This window comes from Porcipelethomonas sp. (genome assembly GCF_051893655.1).
Taxonomy (GTDB): domain Bacteria; phylum Bacillota; class Clostridia; order Oscillospirales; family Ruminococcaceae; genus Porcipelethomonas.
This window is the reverse complement of the sequence record NZ_JBJFHN010000046.1, coordinates 1-16,145: the sequence shown is the minus strand read 5'-3', so window position 1 is coordinate 16,145 and position 16,145 is coordinate 1. Positions and strand designations below refer to the sequence as shown.

Annotated in this window: 17 protein-coding genes and 1 pseudogene; 11 read left to right on the top strand and 7 right to left on the bottom strand. The window is 37.9% G+C overall.

All coding sequences use genetic code 11. The features are described from left to right. Positions 1-59 precede the first annotated feature (59 nt). From ACI4WO_RS02545 to rplQ, 10 genes are all read left to right on the top strand, one after another. On the top strand, positions 60-692 hold the full coding sequence (locus ACI4WO_RS02545; RefSeq protein ID WP_439805988.1) for an adenylate kinase: 633 nt from the start codon (positions 60-62) through the stop codon (positions 690-692). Between the two features lies 1 nt (position 693). Then, positions 694-1,443 (top strand): type I methionyl aminopeptidase, encoded by a 750-nt coding sequence (gene map / locus ACI4WO_RS02540; protein ID WP_439805987.1) that lies wholly within the window; start codon positions 694-696, stop codon positions 1,441-1,443. Positions 1,444-1,455: 12 nt separating this feature from the next. Then, a complete protein-coding gene (locus ACI4WO_RS02535; protein ID WP_439805986.1) occupies positions 1,456-1,716 on the top strand; it encodes a KOW domain-containing RNA-binding protein in 261 nt (86 codons plus the stop codon). A gap of 6 nt (positions 1,717-1,722) precedes the next feature. Beyond that, positions 1,723-1,941 (top strand): translation initiation factor IF-1, encoded by a 219-nt coding sequence (gene infA, locus ACI4WO_RS02530; RefSeq protein WP_177496815.1) that lies wholly within the window; start codon positions 1,723-1,725, stop codon positions 1,939-1,941. A gap of 65 nt (positions 1,942-2,006) precedes the next feature. Continuing rightward, positions 2,007-2,120: a 50S ribosomal protein L36 gene (gene rpmJ, locus ACI4WO_RS02525; protein WP_177532321.1), complete on the top strand. Its 114-nt coding sequence runs from the start codon at positions 2,007-2,009 to the stop codon at positions 2,118-2,120. A gap of 39 nt (positions 2,121-2,159) precedes the next feature. After that, positions 2,160-2,528 carry a 30S ribosomal protein S13 gene (rpsM, locus tag ACI4WO_RS02520; protein ID WP_439805985.1) on the top strand — a complete coding sequence of 123 codons (369 nt, stop codon included), beginning with the start codon at positions 2,160-2,162 and terminating at the stop codon, positions 2,526-2,528. 14 nt (positions 2,529-2,542) lie between these two features. Further along, positions 2,543-2,944, top strand: coding sequence for a 30S ribosomal protein S11 (gene rpsK / locus ACI4WO_RS02515; RefSeq protein WP_147643212.1), 402 nt, complete (start codon positions 2,543-2,545; stop codon positions 2,942-2,944). Positions 2,945-2,965: 21 nt separating this feature from the next. Then, entirely contained in the window at positions 2,966-3,562 is a 597-nt protein-coding gene (gene rpsD, locus ACI4WO_RS02510) for a 30S ribosomal protein S4 (RefSeq protein WP_439805984.1), read from the top strand. A gap of 71 nt (positions 3,563-3,633) precedes the next feature. Then, the gene (locus ACI4WO_RS02505; RefSeq protein WP_439805983.1) at positions 3,634-4,593 is read left to right on the top strand and encodes a DNA-directed RNA polymerase subunit alpha; all 960 of its coding nucleotides are present in this window, start codon (positions 3,634-3,636) and stop codon (positions 4,591-4,593) included. 47 nt (positions 4,594-4,640) lie between these two features. After that, the gene (rplQ, locus tag ACI4WO_RS02500) at positions 4,641-4,982 is read left to right on the top strand and encodes a 50S ribosomal protein L17 (RefSeq protein ID WP_439805982.1); all 342 of its coding nucleotides are present in this window, start codon (positions 4,641-4,643) and stop codon (positions 4,980-4,982) included. 77 nt (positions 4,983-5,059) lie between these two features. Here rplQ and ACI4WO_RS02495 read toward each other — a convergent pair whose 3' ends face one another. From ACI4WO_RS02495 to ACI4WO_RS02475, 5 genes are all read right to left on the bottom strand, one after another. Continuing rightward, a complete protein-coding gene (locus tag ACI4WO_RS02495; RefSeq protein ID WP_439805981.1) occupies positions 5,060-6,499 on the bottom strand; it encodes a lipopolysaccharide biosynthesis protein in 1,440 nt (479 codons plus the stop codon). 347 nt (positions 6,500-6,846) lie between these two features. Further along, positions 6,847-8,817 carry a glycosyl hydrolase gene (locus tag ACI4WO_RS02490; protein ID WP_439805980.1) on the bottom strand — a complete coding sequence of 657 codons (1,971 nt, stop codon included), beginning with the start codon at positions 8,815-8,817 and terminating at the stop codon, positions 6,847-6,849. A 138-nt stretch (positions 8,818-8,955) separates the two neighbouring features. Continuing rightward, positions 8,956-9,996, bottom strand: coding sequence for a hypothetical protein (locus ACI4WO_RS02485; RefSeq protein WP_439805979.1), 1,041 nt, complete (start codon positions 9,994-9,996; stop codon positions 8,956-8,958). Positions 9,997-10,094: 98 nt separating this feature from the next. After that, positions 10,095-11,840 (bottom strand): ABC transporter ATP-binding protein, encoded by a 1,746-nt coding sequence (locus ACI4WO_RS02480; RefSeq protein WP_439805978.1) that lies wholly within the window; start codon positions 11,838-11,840, stop codon positions 10,095-10,097. A gap of 21 nt (positions 11,841-11,861) precedes the next feature. Next, positions 11,862-13,571 carry an ABC transporter ATP-binding protein gene (locus ACI4WO_RS02475; RefSeq protein ID WP_439805977.1) on the bottom strand — a complete coding sequence of 570 codons (1,710 nt, stop codon included), beginning with the start codon at positions 13,569-13,571 and terminating at the stop codon, positions 11,862-11,864. 156 nt (positions 13,572-13,727) lie between these two features. Between ACI4WO_RS02475 and ACI4WO_RS02470 the strand changes: the two genes are divergently transcribed. Further along, positions 13,728-14,450, top strand: coding sequence for a peptidoglycan DD-metalloendopeptidase family protein (locus ACI4WO_RS02470; RefSeq protein WP_439805976.1), 723 nt, complete (start codon positions 13,728-13,730; stop codon positions 14,448-14,450). Positions 14,451-14,490: 40 nt separating this feature from the next. Here the strand turns inward: ACI4WO_RS02470 and ACI4WO_RS02465 are convergent, their stop codons facing one another. Both ACI4WO_RS02465 and ACI4WO_RS02460 read right to left on the bottom strand, forming a co-directional pair. After that, positions 14,491-15,870 carry a DUF4340 domain-containing protein gene (locus ACI4WO_RS02465; protein ID WP_439805975.1) on the bottom strand — a complete coding sequence of 460 codons (1,380 nt, stop codon included), beginning with the start codon at positions 15,868-15,870 and terminating at the stop codon, positions 14,491-14,493. Then, positions 15,870-16,145, bottom strand: a pseudogene (locus tag ACI4WO_RS02460) (hypothetical protein); the annotation flags it as partial. The gene ACI4WO_RS02465 and the pseudogene ACI4WO_RS02460, both read right to left, overlap by 1 nt.

Below are 16,145 nucleotides of genomic sequence, written 5' to 3'. Positions count from 1 at the left end.
CTGGAATCACAGTTGATGATGCGTCATCATAAGGGATTCCTTGAATAAGGAGGTCCGGTATGAATTTAATTTTGTTAGGTGCTCCGGGTGCCGGAAAGGGTACTCAGGCAGAAGTTATTTCTGAGGCTTTGGGTATTCCGCAGATTTCAACGGGAAATATTTTGCGTGAAGCTGTAAAAAACGGTACAGAATATGGTCTTAAAGCAAAGGCTGCAATGGAAAGCGGTTCACTGGTTTCCGATGACGTTGTAATCGGTATCCTTAAAGACCGTATTGCAGAAGATGACTGCAAAAACGGTTATATCCTTGACGGTTTTCCAAGAACTGTTCCTCAGGCTGAAGCACTGGAGAACATGGGCGTAAACATTGACAAGGTAGTTGAAATTTATGTTCCGGATGAAACAATTCAGCAGAGACTTTCAGGAAGAAGAGTATGCGAAAGCTGCGGGGCTTCCTATCATACTGAATTCAAACCTTCAAAGGTTGAAGGCAAGTGCGACAAGTGCGGCGGAAACACTGTTCAGCGTAAGGACGATCATCCGGATACTGTAATTGAGCGTTTAAAAGTTTATCATGAACAGACAGCTCCCCTTAAGGAATTCTATTCAAAGAGAGGCAAGCTGGAGACAGTAATAGGTCAGAATGAAGTTTCAGAAACTTCAAAGCTGACACTGAAAGCAGTTGGAGCATAAAATGTTAAACATTAAATCCAGTACAGATTTAGCTAAAATGCGTGAAGCCGGTAAAATTGCCGGCGGAGCATTAAAGCTTGCAGGCGAATCAATAAAGCCCGGTATGACAACAAAAGCCCTTGACAAAATAATCCATGATTATATAGTCGGATGCGGGGCTACTCCGTCTTTTTTGAATTACGGCGGATTTCCGGCAAGTGCCTGCATTTCAATTAATAATGAAGTTATACACGGCATTCCAAGCCATAAGAGAAGAATCGCCGAGGGTGATATAGTAAGTGTTGATGTGGGAGCATATTATAACGGCTTTCACGGAGATACATGTGCGACCTTTCCGGTCGGTAAGATTTCAGATGAAGCAAAAGCACTTCTTGATGTAACTCAGGAGAGCCTTTACGAAGGTATCAAAGCTGCTCAGGTCGGCGCAAGACTGGGCGATGTATGCCACGCAGTTGAGGAGTATTGTGCGTCAAGGGGCTATGGAATTGTCAGAAATTACTGCGGACATGGAATAGGACGTAAACTTCATGAATCCCCGGAGGTTCCAAATTACGGAAAACCCGGACATGGTCCGAAACTGGTTTCCGGAATGACATTCTGCATTGAACCTATGATCAATGCAAAGGGCGACGATATTAAAGTTTTAAAAGACGGATGGACTGTTATAACCGCCAGCGGATCGTTGTCTGCTCATTTTGAGCATTCGATTGCGATCACTTCGGATGGTCCGGTTATTTTGACCAGACCTTAACGGAGGTAGACTGTGAAAATTGAAAATGGCAGAGTTGTTAAAGCAACTGCCGGAAGAGACAGCGGAGGATATTTTGTAATAGTTGGTGCGGATGAAAATTGCGTTTACATTGCAGACGGCAAAAGGCGCAGGCTTACATCACCTAAAAAGAAAAATCTGAAGCATCTCACATTTACCAGTAAAATTATTGAGTTGAATGATATAACTGATAAGAAGCTTAGAAATGTGCTTGGCGATTACGCTGCGCACACCGTAACCGATATGGGGAGGTAATTAATTTTGTCTAAGGAAGATGTAATTGAATTAGAGGGCGTTGTCGAAGAGGCTTTGCCGAATGCGAATTTCAGAGTAAAGCTGCCTAACGACCATATAATTCTTGCGCATGTATCAGGCAAGCTTAGAATGAACTATATCCGTATAGTTCCCGGCGATAAGGTAACTGTTGAAATGTCGCCTTATGACCTGACTAAGGGCAGAATCACTTGGAGAGCTAAGTAATTAGCGATGAAACCTGAGGCGTTGTGAAAATAATGCTTCTGTAATCTATCAAGGAGGTATTTTCAATGAAAGTCAGACCTTCAGTTAAACCTATTTGCGAAAAATGCAAGGTTATTAAACGCAAGGGCAAAATAATGGTAATTTGCGAAAATCCAAAGCATAAACAACGTCAGGGCTGATAAGCCTGACATCTTTATTAACGGAGGTGCTATTAATTAATGGCAAGAATTTCTGGTGTTGACCTGCCGAAGGATAAGAGAGTCGAAATCGGCTTGACATATATTTACGGCATCGGTCGTCAGACTGCTACAACAATTCTGAAAGAAACCGGCGTTAATCCGGACACAAGAGTAAAGGATCTTACAGAAGAAGACGTAGCAAAGCTGCGTGATTATATTGATAAAAATTGTAATGTTGAAGGCGACCTCAGAAGAGAAGTTGCTTTGAATATCAAAAGACTTGTAGAAATCGGATGCTACAGAGGCGTGCGTCACCGTAAGGGTCTTCCTGTAAGAGGACAGCGTACAAAGACAAATGCAAGAACCCGTAAGGGACCTGTAAAGACGATTGCAAACAAGAAGAAGTAAGGAGGGCTTGAGCATTGGCACAGCAGAAAGCTAAAAAGGTTGCTATCAGAAGACGCAGAGAGCGTAAAAATATTGAAAGCGGCGCTGTTCATATTCAGTCCACTTTTAATAATACTATTGTAACAATCACAGATACACAGGGTAACGCTATTTCATGGGCAAGCGCAGGCGGACTTGGCTTCAGAGGTTCAAGAAAGTCTACACCATTTGCAGCACAGACAGCAGCTGAAACAGCAGCTAAAGCAGCTATGGAACATGGTCTTAAGAGCGTTGAGGTTTATGTTAAGGGACCTGGTTCAGGACGTGAAGCTGCAATCAGAGCATTGCAGACAGTAGGTCTTGAAGTTAAGATGATAAAAGACGTAACCCCTATTCCACATAACGGATGCCGTCCTCCAAAGAGAAGACGTGTCTAATTTACAGGAGGTGTAAAAAAGTTGGCTATAAACAGAGAACCAATTCTCAAAAGATGCAGATACCTGGGAATCAGCCCGGCTGTTATGGGTATCGCTAAGGAAAGCAATCGTAATCCTAATGCAAACAAGAGAAAGAAAGTTTCAGAATACGGAACACAGCTTAAGGAAAAACAGAAGCTGAAGTTTATTTACGGCGTATTGGAAAAACCTTTCCGTCACTATTTTGAAATCGCTGAAAAAATGGAAGGCAAAGCAGGTGAAAACCTGATTACAATTCTTGAATCTCGTCTTGATAACGTTGTTTTCAGAATGGGAATGTCTCTTACAAGAAGAGAATCAAGACAGCTCGTTTCACACGGACATTTTCTTGTAAACGGCAAAAAGGTTGACATTCCGTCTTACAGAGTTAAAGTCGGAGATGTTATCGAACTCAGCGAAAAGAGCAAAAAGAGCGATAAATTCAAGGAAATTACAGAGGCAACAAAGGGCAGAGTAATCCCGCTTTGGCTTGAGGCTAACAGAGATGCAGCAACTGCTAAGGTTGTTCGTATGCCTGTTAAGGATGACCTCGACTATGAGGTTGAAGAAACATTCATCGTCGAATTGTACTCAAAATAATAAGAATATTCTTATTATTAGCCTGTTGATTTATATAGAGAAAAAAGTGATTGCGAAATAGGAGGGTTCTTATGCTTGAAAAAATCGTAAAGCCGGAAATTGATACTGTCGAGCTTAGAAGCGATGGAAAATACGGCAAATTTGTCTTGTCACCGTTGGAACGTGGTTATGGTATCACATTAGGTAACAGTCTAAGACGAGTATTGCTCTCCTCGCTCCCCGGTGTAGCAGTCAATTCGGTTAAGATAGACGGTGTTCATCATGAGTTGTCAACAATTCCAGGTGTAAAAGAGGATGTTACAGAAATTATCCTTGCAATAAAAGGTCTGACCGCAAAGCTTTACGGTGAAGGACCAAAAACCGTTTATATTGAAGCTGAAGGCGAATGCGAAGTTACTGCCGGTGATATCAAGACGGACTCTGAGGTCAATATTCTTGATCCTGGAATGCATATTGCTACTCTTGGCAAGGATGCAAAGCTCTATATGGAAATAACTATTGACCGCGGCAGAGGCTATGTTTCTGCTGAACGTAATAAACAGCAGATGGGCGGCAATATGCCTATTGATGTTATTGCAGTTGACAGTATTTATACTCCTGTTTTGAAGGTTAATTACAAGGTCGAAGACACTCGTCTCGGTCAGGTAACTGATTTTGATAAGCTGACTATTGAGGTTTGGACAGACGGAACAATCTCTGCAAAGGAAGCTTTGTCACAGGCAGCCAATCTCCTCAACGAGCATCTAAAGCTGTTTATTGATCTTTCAGATGAATCAGTAATAGCTGAAGTATTAGTCGAGCAGACTGATAAGGGCAAAGAGAAAATTCTTGAGATGACCATTGAGGAACTTGACTTATCAGTACGTTCTTTCAATTGTCTGAAACGTGCTGGAATTAACACCGTAGATGACTTGATCAACAAGTCAGAAGAAGAAATGATGAAGGTTAGAAACCTTGGTAAAAAATCCTTTGATGAGGTCAAAGAAAAGCTTCAATCACTTGGTTTTGATCTGAGTTCAGAAGAGGAATAAAACTGCAGAAAAAAGTTTTTCTGTAATTTGTAAAGGAGTGAATAACGATGCCAGGTACAAGAAAGCTTGGAAGAACAACTGACCATAGAAAGGCCATGCTCAGAGCAATGGTTACTTATTTGCTGGAGAATGGACAGATTGAAACAACTGTAACAAGAGCTAAGGAAGTCAGAGCGGTTGCTGAAAAGATGATAACACTCGGCAAAAACAACGATCTGCACTCCAAACGTCAGGTATTTGCTTACGTTACTAAGGAAGACGTTGCTAAGAAGTTATTTGATGAAATTTCACCTAAATATGCTGAGAGAAACGGCGGATACACAAGAATTATTAAAACTGGTCCCCGCAGAGGCGACGCAGCTGAAATGGCTATTATTCAGTTAGTTTAATTTATATAATATTAAAAGACCGGATTTTTTATCCGGTCTTTTGTTTTAACTGACTGAAGATTTTTTGATACTTTTGATCAGGAAATTTTATTGAGAATTTTTATCATAATTTTACTATGGATTTTTTCAGTATTCATTAATTTTGATATCAGTTTTATCGTTTTGCTGAAATTAACAAGTACTAAGATAATAAAAAGAAATGTCAGTTCAATTATATAATATTCTGTTTCTTTAATTGAAATTATGCACATTACAGTAAGCAGCACAGTATTTAATACAGTTTGCAGAACGTTTAATTTAAAATAAACAAAACGTCTTGTATCTATAATTCTGATTAAATAACATATAAAATATGACAAGGCAGTAGCTATCGCTGCACCGTATACTCCGAATTTTGGAATAAGCACGATATTAAGAATAACATTTGTCAGAGCTGCCGCCAAAGCAGTAAAACAACTGTTTTGGGATTTTTTCTTTACACTGTATATGCTTGAAAGAAACTGACAAAAACATTGAAAAACCATTGAAACAATCAAGATTACAGTATAATGTTCAGCACCGCTGTATTTTTCATCAGACAGCAATAAATCAGTAACAGGCTTTGAAAATGTAATCAGAAATCCGGCAGCAATAAATATCAGGGAAGAATACGTTTCATATACATTTTTATAGAACAGTCCTAATTCATTGCTGTCTTTTTCTTCCACCGAAGACATCTGCCATGCCTGATAGAACATAGTTGTTAAAAACATAAGCAGTGTAGGAAGTTTATATGCTGCGGCATATATTCCATTTGCTTCATTGCTTACCATTTTTATTACAAACATGCGGTCTGATGATGAGGTTATCCACCATAAAAGATACGTTGGAACAAGTGGTAATGAATATTTCAGCATTTCTTTTATGAGAGCTTTATCAATAAATCTTATTCTGAATGATTTGTAAATTTTTCCGGTTATATATAAAAAGATGATTGAAAAAATATCAGACGCTATAAACGATAATATATATCCTTTGATACCCAAATCAAAGTATACCATAAATAAAACATTACATAAAAATTGTGTGAGTACTGCAAAAATTCCGTCTAATGCAAATAATTTTACATGACCTGCCGCACGAGCATATTGGGCAGTAAGCTGCCTGAAGCAGCTGCAAAGGCAATATACAAACAGTAATCCGGTATAGCCATGGTACAATTCGGAGGCATTCCATATTGGAAGGGTACATGCCAAGAATATGATTCCGATAAACAACATAAAATTTGCAGATGAATAAACTTTTCGGTTGTCATATGTTTTGTCCAGTCCAAATCTTACAATGGCATCTGCCATAGAAAATGTTATAATCGGATAAAGTACATTCAGAGTATTGTAAAGTAATTCGGCAGTACTGTATTCATCAGGCATAAGAACAGCAGTATACAGTCTTACCAGCAAAAAGCTGAAAATTTTTGCACCTGTCTGACCGACAGCAAAAATTAAAGTATTTCCTATCAGTTTTTTGTATTTATTCATATTTTTATTTCCTTTTCAGATATAGTAAAATTAATTAATGCTTAAAATGCAAAACAGTAAGCAATGGCATAATATATACTGTTTGCAGAGATAAATGAATATAAATTTTACTTAAGTACGAATTTTCTTTATAATCCCGTGCCTATACTATATCTTAAAAATAAAATAAAAAAAATATAATTTCAATTATTAATAATTGTTTTCTTTATCTACTTTAAATTTTAAAGTGATTATGTGTTAAATTTGTGATGGAATCAGTAGGATTTTTTAAAAACCTTACATTTTAAAGAAAACAGCCAGTTCAATGTAAAAATTGAACTGGCTGTTGTTTATATTTGGTATATTTTCTAATCTATCAGATTCATATTGAGTCCCAACTCAGACAGAGGCGTAATACCAAGTATGTAATCGGTTATTTTTGCCGAATCTACAAGATCTATTTTACCGTCTTTTTCACAATCAGCATTTGCGTATGATGATAGATCCGGAAGAGGATATTCTGTATTGCTGAGAAGGTATTTGTTGAGCAGTACAACATCTGTACTTGAAACTGAATTGTCAAGGTTAATGTCACCGTACAGAGTAGCTTCAGCGTCATCAGGAACAGTTGTATCTGTTGTGTCATTTGTTGTGGTTGTAGTTTCAACTGTATCTGAAACAGTAGTAACGGTTGTTTCTGTAGCATCTGTAACATAGACCTCAGTGGTATTTGTAGCAGTAGTAACAATTGGTTCCGTTGTTTCTGTAGGCTGTTCTGTAGTAACTTCAGTTGTTGGCTGTTCAGGATTCTGACTTGCATATGTCCTGAGATCTTCTGGAAGTTCATCAAGAGTAATACAATAATCGCTCTGATATATTTCCTTTACCGTATCTGCATTCTGATAATTATCTCCTGAAAGGAACAGAGGGTTTCTGTCATACCATACACAGAAATACAGCCATCCAGCTTTATCAGCAGTAAGATTTTCGAGACTTGGAATGGTATCATTTTCAGCCATAGAAACTAATTTATTGCCATTGTACATGTCAACAAGTGAATAGAAAGTACTTGAAATGGAGCTTTCATTTGGCTCGCCATTAGCATTATATTTGTCATAAGCTATAATGTCAACATATTCATCGCCCGGATACCATGCAGAAGATGTTTCATAAGTATAAGAATTCCATTCCCAGATCAGGTTGTGAAGACCATACTCATTAGTAAGCTTGTTATAAAGATAGTGCCAGAGTTCAACATATGCTTCAGCACCGTCATTTGCCCACCAGAACCATGATTTTGAGCCGTCAAGTGAACTTCCGCCTTCTGCTTCATGAAGAGGTCTGAATATGATTGAAATATCCTTGTCCTGCAGTTCTTTCAATGAGTTTGCAACCATTTCAATATCTTTATTGATATAATCGTTTTCAGCAGTACCTTCCTGAACGGCTTTAGCAGGACTGAATGTTGTATATGGAGTATTGTTGGATGTTTTGTTATAGAATGCGACATTTCCGTTGCCAAGAGTTTGTCCCGGAGTATAGTTATCCATATCAAGAGGAACAAACCAGTGCCATGCCAGAGTTGCAATACCGTTTTTATTGTTAACCCAGTCTATAATTCTGTTGTTTGTGCCGTCATCCCAGTTAATTCCCTGAGTCCAGTTCATGTAGTCAAAGCCACGGATTGCAGGGTATTTTCCGGTCAGATTGTATATATATTCAAATTCTTTTTCATCAGCATTTCCATAGCATTCCTGCTGACCGGAAATTATATGGTTGCCATAATTATCAACCAGATAATTCATAAGGCTCTGAGTAGTTGGAGTTGCATCAGGATCAGAAAGCTTTGTACTTACTGAAAGCTCAGGAAGTACTGCCTGATTAACTGTCATATAGTCAAAGATGATCCATCCCCAGCTTTTTTTGAAGGTAATAGTATTTTCACCTTCTGTAAGTCGTATGCTGCTGACTTTAAGTTCCTTGAAAGTATCTGAAGGTGAAAATCCTATTTCACCCTGGGAAACATCATTAACAAATAAAAGTTGATTTTTTGAACCTCTGTCTTCGGGGAGACAATAACCGATTGTAAGTTCGTAAATATCAGTTTTGTCAACAGTTACGGTCAGTGAAATATCACCTTCCTGTGAATCAACATAGCCTGTTCCGGAATATCCTTCTATTTCGTTTCCGAATTTTGAATCGCTGCCGTATGTTCCGTCTTCAAATTCATATTTGACACCTGTTTCTGCAATAGCAAAATTTGAAATAACAGAAGTATTTACAGCACATGTTACAGCAACAGCTGCTGCCAGAACTTTACCAAAAAAACTTTTCTTCAAAATTAACCCTCCTAAATAAAAATAATGATTATAAATGTTATTACATTTATAATCATTATACCGTATTTTCCAATAAAGTGCAATAAATTTTGTACAAATTTATCAACAAAAAACATTGACATAAATTGTGAGATTTTGCTAATTAAAATCCTTAATATCTCTGATTGCTGACGAAAGTTCGTTTATATGCTGACTGATATCATCATCTTCAGTAAGTTCCCAGACGATCTCATAAAAATATTTTGCATTTGTAAAATCAAGCTGTGATTCAAATTGTTTTGCAAGGGCATATGCTGTCTGAACAACTGCTGCTGAAGGACCGGGCTGAATGTGTTCTTCAATCATCATATCCATAAGCTGTTTCTGAGTATGCTTAGGCGGAGCAGATCCAAGTCCCATACACTTTGAAATATATTCTGTTTCGGTTTTTATAATATCTGAACTGAAAAAAATTTTGCTCATTTCAAGCATTTCAGCTGCCTTTTCATATTCATGTTTTTCACTGAAATAGAAGCTGTAATTAAAATATGCCCTGCCGATCTGCTCTTTGGTAACCGCACATCTGAGAAGATTATCGCATGCCTTGCGGAGCTCATCAGGTTTGTTTGTGAACTTTAAAACTTCTGCCAGCTGTACATACGCATCAGGATCCACAGGATTAAGCTCTATGGCATGGTCAATAGCTTCCTTTGCTTCATCATAACGTTTTTTTTGCATTAGACCATGACCGTACATCCAGTAGACTCCGGCAAGATTGCAGTTTACAGGTTTTATTTCCTTTTCCGGTTCATAGAATTGTTTGTAAAGTATATATTCAAGGGGAGTACCAAATGATTTATAGGTACATTCGGAAGTATCATGCCATGCAAAGATATTATTTTTTATTATTTCCTCAAGAATTTTTATTCCGCCGGTATAATTACGGTTGTCAAATCTTTTTCTTGCATTGTCAATCTGCTGATTTACCTTTTTGTTTTCCTCACCCAGAAAGCTATAGAGTGTTTTATCATAATCAGCTTTAGATACATCGTAAAGCATTCTTGCAAGCTCACGATTGATTTCCTGACTTTCTTCAGTATTTTTATATTTATCTGCCTGTGATTTCAGAAAAGGACCGTCTTTCTGAGGATCACCTGTAAGAGATTTTTCTATCTGTTTAATAATTTCTTTAGTATTCATAATCCAAAACCTTTCGTTTATCTGATAGGTTTAATTATATATTAATCTGCATAATTTGTCAAGAGATGGAGCAATTATAATTGTGCATTATAAATAATTTATACTGGAGCAAACTGACTGCTGTAAAGTTCAGCATAAAAACCTTTTTTCTCAAGCAGCTGTTCATGATTACCCTGTTCAATAATATTTCCGTCTTTCATAACCAGAATAACATCTGCATTTTTTATAGTTGAAAGTCGGTGAGCAATTATAAAGCTTGTTTTACCGGTCATAATTTTTTCAAATGCCCGCTGAATTCTCTGCTCGGTGCGGATATCTATGCTGGAGGTTGCTTCGTCAAGGATCAGCATAGGGGGATCAGTTATCATTATTCTTGCAATTGAAATAAGCTGCTTTTGACCCTGAGAAAGTCCGCTGCCCTCTTCGTCAATAATGGTATTATATCCTTCCGGCAGACGTTTGATAAAGCTGTGGGCATGCACTGCCTTTGCAGCTGCAATTATTTCTTCCATTGATGCATTATGCTTTCCATAGGCGATATTTTCAGCCACAGTTCCATTGAAAAGCCATGTATCCTGCAAAACCATTCCAAACTGTGAACGCAGACTGGAGCGTGTCAGATCCATTGTATTTTTCCCTGAGATACGGATGATGCCGCTGTTTATATCATAGAATCTCAGAAGAAGATTTATAACCGTTGTTTTTCCGCAGCCTGTCGGACCTACAATAGCAATTTTCTGTCCCGGTTTCACATTAAGGTTAAAATTCTGAATAAGCTTCTTTTCCGGTATATATGAGAAATTCACATTTTCCATTGTAAGTGTTCCATCGCATGAGGCAAGGACTTCTTTTCCGGAATCTGATGATTCTGCCGGTTCGTCGATAACTGCAAATACTCTTTCAGCAGAAGCTATAGCATTCTGAAGTTCTGTTATCACTCCGGAGATTTCGTTAAATGGTTTTGTATATTGGTTTGAATATGACAGAAAGCTTGAAAGCTGACCTACAGTAATTACCCCTAAAAATTTTACTGAGCCGATTGCACTTAGTGCTCCGGCAGTTCCCACAGCTGCATAGATAAGACCATTTACAAAGCGTGTAGTAGGATTTGTCATTGAAGAAAAGAATACGGCTTTTATACCGCTTTTTCTCATATCTTCGTTAATTTCACTGAAAGTTTTTTCAGCTCTTTTTTCATAGGAAAAGCTTTTGACAATTTTTTGATTGCCCACCATTTCTTCAGTAAATCCGCTCATTTTTCCTCTGAGTGCGGATTGTTCAGTAAAAGAATCGTGGCTGAGTTTGGTGATTATTGCAGCTGTAAAAAGTGAAATTGGTGTCAGAATTACCACAAGCAGAGCAATTTTTACATTTATTGAAAGCATGAAACCTAAGGTCCCCAGAATAGTTACAACACCGCTGAAAAGCTGAGTGAAGCCCTGAAGAAGACCGTCTGATATGGTTTCAATGTCATTTACCGCTCTGCCGATAAGGTCGCCTTTGGAGCTGTTGTCAATGAATTTAAGAGGTACTGCATTGAGTTTGTTAAAAAGATCCGTTCTGATATCTTTTATAGTATGATATGAAAGCTTATTGGTTGAAAGGGAAGTGATCCACTGGAAAAAAGCACTTATAATAACTACTACACCAATAACGGCACAGATTTTTATTAATTTATGAAAGTCAACATTATTTTTACCTATAATAATGTCAACACCCTTTCCTATAAGAACAGGAACGAAAAGAGAAAGAACAACGCCTATAAAAGAACAGAATACAGCTGTAAAAAGATGAATTTTATATGGCTTTGCATATTGAAGTATTCTTTTTATGGTTTTAAACATTTTATAATCTCCGTTTCATTTTTAGCTCATTTGTGATTTGTAGATTTCAGAATATTCCTGACAGCATTTTAACAGGTCGTCATGACGTCCGAAGCCTGCTGCTTCTCCGTCATCCAGAACAAGAATATTGTCAGCATTCTGGAGCGTTGTAGCTCTCTGGGAAATCATTATTACAGCCGTGTCTGAAAGCTCTGATTCTATGGCTTTTCGCAGGGCAAGATCTGTGGCATAGTCAAGAGCGCTCATACTGTCATCAAGGATCACTATCGGCGGATTCCCCACTAATGCCCGTGCAATGGTAAGGCGCTGTCTTTGTCCGCCTGAAAGATTTTTACCTCCCTGTGAAATATGAGTGTATATTCCTTCCGGAAGCTTTGAAACAAATTCCCATGCCTGAGCAATTTTAAGTGCTGAGATTATTTCGTCTTCTGTGGCATCAGGCTTTGCCCAGCGCATGTTATCAGCTATAGTTCCTGAAAACAATGCGGCTTTCTGTGGGACAGTACCGATAAGCTTTCGCAGGGTTTCAAGGGAATATTTTTCAATGCTTTTGCCGAATATTTTAATTTGTCCGGAAGAAATATCATAAAATCTCGGAACAAGACTGGCAAGTGTTGATTTTCCTGAGCCGGTACCGCCGATTACTCCCAGAACCTGTCCTTTGCGAAGGGTGAAAGATATGTTTTTAAGAGAAAGATCTCCAGCACCGGGATATTTAAAGCTTACATCATTAAATTCAACAGCAGTTTTATTCAGATCAATATCAGTATCATTTCCGGTGATAATTCCCGGCTGAGTTTCAAATACTTCATTTATTCTTGAAGCTGATGAAGCAGCTTTGGTAAAAACTACAATGAGGTTTGCAAGGACTACCATTGCAAGCAGAATCTGAGTCATATAATTTACAAAGGCAGTGATTTCTCCCTGAGTAAGGTGTCCTGCATTGACACGTATTCCTCCGAACCATAAAATAGCCACTATTCCCAGATTCATAATCATAAATGTAACAGGATTCAAAATGGCAGATACTTTTCCGGCTATGATAGAGCTTGCGGCAAGTTCATCACTTTCCTTGTCAAATTTTTTCTTTTCTTCTTCTTGTCTTGAAAAGGCACGTATAACTCTTACACCTTCAAGATTTTCTCTGGTGAGAAGAGAGATTTTATCCAGTCCTTTTTGTATTTTCTTATACATCGGAACAGTCTTTTTCATAACCCATACTATAATTAATGTTATAATAGGTGCGGCAATAAGGAAGACTATTGAAAGCTTTAAGTCAAGCATCATTGCCATTACAGCAGCACCTATTATAAGAAACGGTGCTCTGACAGCAAGACGTATGAACATATTCACACCGTTTTGCGCAAGAATAGTATCATTGGTAATTCTTGTTATCAGAGAAGAAGTACCGAATTTATCAATTTCCCCATGGGAAAATCGGTTTATATGACTGTAAAGAGCATTTCTAAGCTCTGTTCCGAAGCCATATGCGCATTTAGCGGCTAAAAACTGACATGTAAGAGCAAAGCCGAGTCCGCATACGCCAAGAATGACTATAACACCACTCATTTTCCATACATATCCGGCATCATTTTTCCCGATACCATTGTCTATAATTTTTGCCATTACTACAGGAACAATAAGTTCAAATATAGCTTCCAGCAGTTTAAAGAACGGACCTAATATCAGTTCTTTTTTGTAATGTGTTAAAAAACGTCTGAGTTTAAACATTAGTTTTTAAAGCTTCCTTTCAGATAATTCTTACTTATACTATTTTACACTATCGGAGAAATTATTTCAATGTATCTATAAAATAATTTGGAAAAAAAGGAATATGTACGAATAAACCGGTTTTAATGGTCCAAACTAAAACCGGAGGTGTTAAACGTGAAGAAAAATTCTAAATCCATTTTAAGCGGAAAAGGTTTTTATATTGCTCTTGCTCTGAGTATTGCAATGGTAGGTGCAGCCTGTTATTTTGCATATACTCAGACAGCTGAGAATATATCAGGTCAGCTGGAATCATCGCTGAATATGACTGAAAGCGAAAATGACAACAAGGATGTTGCCGGAGTTCGGACAGATATACCTAAGCCCGCTACTGAAGCACCGGTTATTGCTGAAACGACTGAAACAACAGTTATTACCACTGCCGAAGAAACTGAAGATCAGGAGGAAGATGCAGAAGAAACAGCACAGCCTGAAATCAGGAAACTTATTATGCCTTTGGAGGGAGAAATACTGAATGAATTCAGTAACGGAGAGCTGGTTAAGTCCAATACTACCGGAGCATGGCAGACTCATAACGGAATTGACATTGAAGCGGCTTTAGGGGATGTTGTTGTGGCTTCAGATTCCGGAACGGTTTCAGCAGTAGATGAGGATCCTCTGTGGGGAATTACAGTTACAATTGACCATGGAAATGGTATCATTACAAAGTACTGCAATTTAAACAGCGGAGTTACAGTTCAGGCAGGACAGCAGGTAAGCAGCGGTGAGGAAATCGGAGCAGTTGGTGAAACAGCGGATATAGAAACATCTGAAAAATCCCATTTGCATTTTGAAGTCTATAAAAACGGTTCATTTACCGATCCGTTGTCAATGATGTAAAAACACCCTGTATTTCGTAAGAAATACAGGGTGTAATCTTTTATTTTGATGATTCTTCAACAGCTTCTGAAAGAGTTTCATAAGCAGAAGTTATATTGTAAATAACTTTTTTACGCACTACGAATCCGGTATACTTGCCGTCTTTCATTGCCCAGTATGTGTTGGAATCTTCGCCTGGTACCGGAATATATGATATTCTTGTTAATATATTGTCAGAACGGACATAGGTGATTGTGAGTTCCGGTTCTCCTTCAGGCTCCTGATCATTCTGAATCGATTCAAAATAAGCATTGTTGAATGAATTATAGAATGCTGTAAACAGTTCCTTTTCATCATCACCTTCAATTTTTTTACCATTAAGCGTGTAATCTTCGCTTGCAGCATTGATTTCAAGCTCAGCTGTTGCGTCTGCCATTTCTACAGTTACCTCTGTTACTTCATTAATATCAGCTGAATATACAGAAGTGTTCATCATATCCATTGTGTCATAGCTTAAAGTAGCAATATCTCCGCTGTAGAAAGTAACTACCTGACCGGTTTCTGTAAACAAACCATATATTTCATTTTCGTTGTTTGTGAAGTCACCGAAAATAATTTTCTTTGTCTGGTCACCGGCAGTTGCTTCATATACATACTGAGGAGTATCGAATCCATATTTGCTGTAATCGGATTCTTTGCAGTTTTCAGCCACAAAGGTATAAATTTCGTCTTTTACGGTATCGCTTAAGAAAGTATCAACCTGTGTGTTGTATACTGTACTGTCCTCATAGGGCTTTTCCATTCTCCATGTTCCGTCTTCGTTTTCGTACATTGAGAAAAGAATGTTTTCATCCTTTTCTTCGCCTTTCCAGAGACAGAAGTGAGTAATGTCATAGGTATGGAATCCCAGCATATATGTTTGCTTCAGCGAGTCTTTAGTTGCACACAGAATAACTCCGGATGAATAGTCAATGAGATAAATGTCATCACTGCCTTCTTTCATGACATAGAAGTTTTCGTATGTAGGAGTAGCGTCGCCGATAAGAAGGGTGTAAACTTCATCATCCACATAAGCTGAAATCTCTATAGGATTATCAAATCCGTATTTGGAAGCGTCTTTATCGTCAAGGATTTTGTTTGCTGTAAGATTGCACATCTTCGAACATATAGATGCCATTGCAAATGAATTCAGTTCAAATTCATCTGTGTTTGTAAGACTCCATTCACCGTTATTGTATTCCATAACGTAGTTTCCGGTTGCATTGTCAATCTCAACCTTGTCAACGGCATCTTCATCAAAATCGAACAGCACAAGCTTTTGTTCATCTTCAGCTTCTTTAGTTTTCTTATTGTTGCTGTAGTGGTTTGCCATGAGAAATATGCCCAGAGCAGCAATAACAATTACAGCCATAATTGCAATAGCTATTTTTATACGCTTCATTATGAATGTCTCCTTTTAACCCAGATCAGCACTCCGGCAGCTGCAACGACTATCGGAGCTGTACATAAGATTATAAGTACGGAATTAGCTTCATTTTCGCTTTTGAGCGTCATATAGTCGTATGATTTTTCTCTTGACGGAATACCCATATTTACATCACTGTTATACATCCATGTGATTGTACTCAGATAAAGATATACGGGAACAATTACATAAGATTCCTGAAGATTTTCATCGTCAATGAATTCTGCATTACCCATAACAACCATTTTTGA

Coding starts and splice junctions, on each gene's coding strand:
- ACI4WO_RS02485 (WP_439805979.1), bottom strand. CDS start 9,996: ATGAATACTAAAGAAATTATTAAACAGATAGAAAAATCTCTTACAGGT.
- ACI4WO_RS02480 (WP_439805978.1), bottom strand. CDS start 11,840: ATGTTTAAAACCATAAAAAGAATACTTCAATATGCAAAGCCATATAAA.
- ACI4WO_RS02465 (WP_439805975.1), bottom strand. CDS start 15,870: ATGAAGCGTATAAAAATAGCTATTGCAATTATGGCTGTAATTGTTATT.
- map (WP_439805987.1), top strand. CDS start 694: ATGTTAAACATTAAATCCAGTACAGATTTAGCTAAAATGCGTGAAGCC.
- rpmJ (WP_177532321.1), top strand. CDS start 2,007: ATGAAAGTCAGACCTTCAGTTAAACCTATTTGCGAAAAATGCAAGGTT.
- ACI4WO_RS02475 (WP_439805977.1), bottom strand. CDS start 13,571: ATGTTTAAACTCAGACGTTTTTTAACACATTACAAAAAAGAACTGATA.
- ACI4WO_RS02495 (WP_439805981.1), bottom strand. CDS start 6,499: ATGAATAAATACAAAAAACTGATAGGAAATACTTTAATTTTTGCTGTC.
- rplQ (WP_439805982.1), top strand. CDS start 4,641: ATGCCAGGTACAAGAAAGCTTGGAAGAACAACTGACCATAGAAAGGCC.
- ACI4WO_RS02545 (WP_439805988.1), top strand. CDS start 60: ATGAATTTAATTTTGTTAGGTGCTCCGGGTGCCGGAAAGGGTACTCAG.
- ACI4WO_RS02505 (WP_439805983.1), top strand. CDS start 3,634: ATGCTTGAAAAAATCGTAAAGCCGGAAATTGATACTGTCGAGCTTAGA.
- rpsM (WP_439805985.1), top strand. CDS start 2,160: ATGGCAAGAATTTCTGGTGTTGACCTGCCGAAGGATAAGAGAGTCGAA.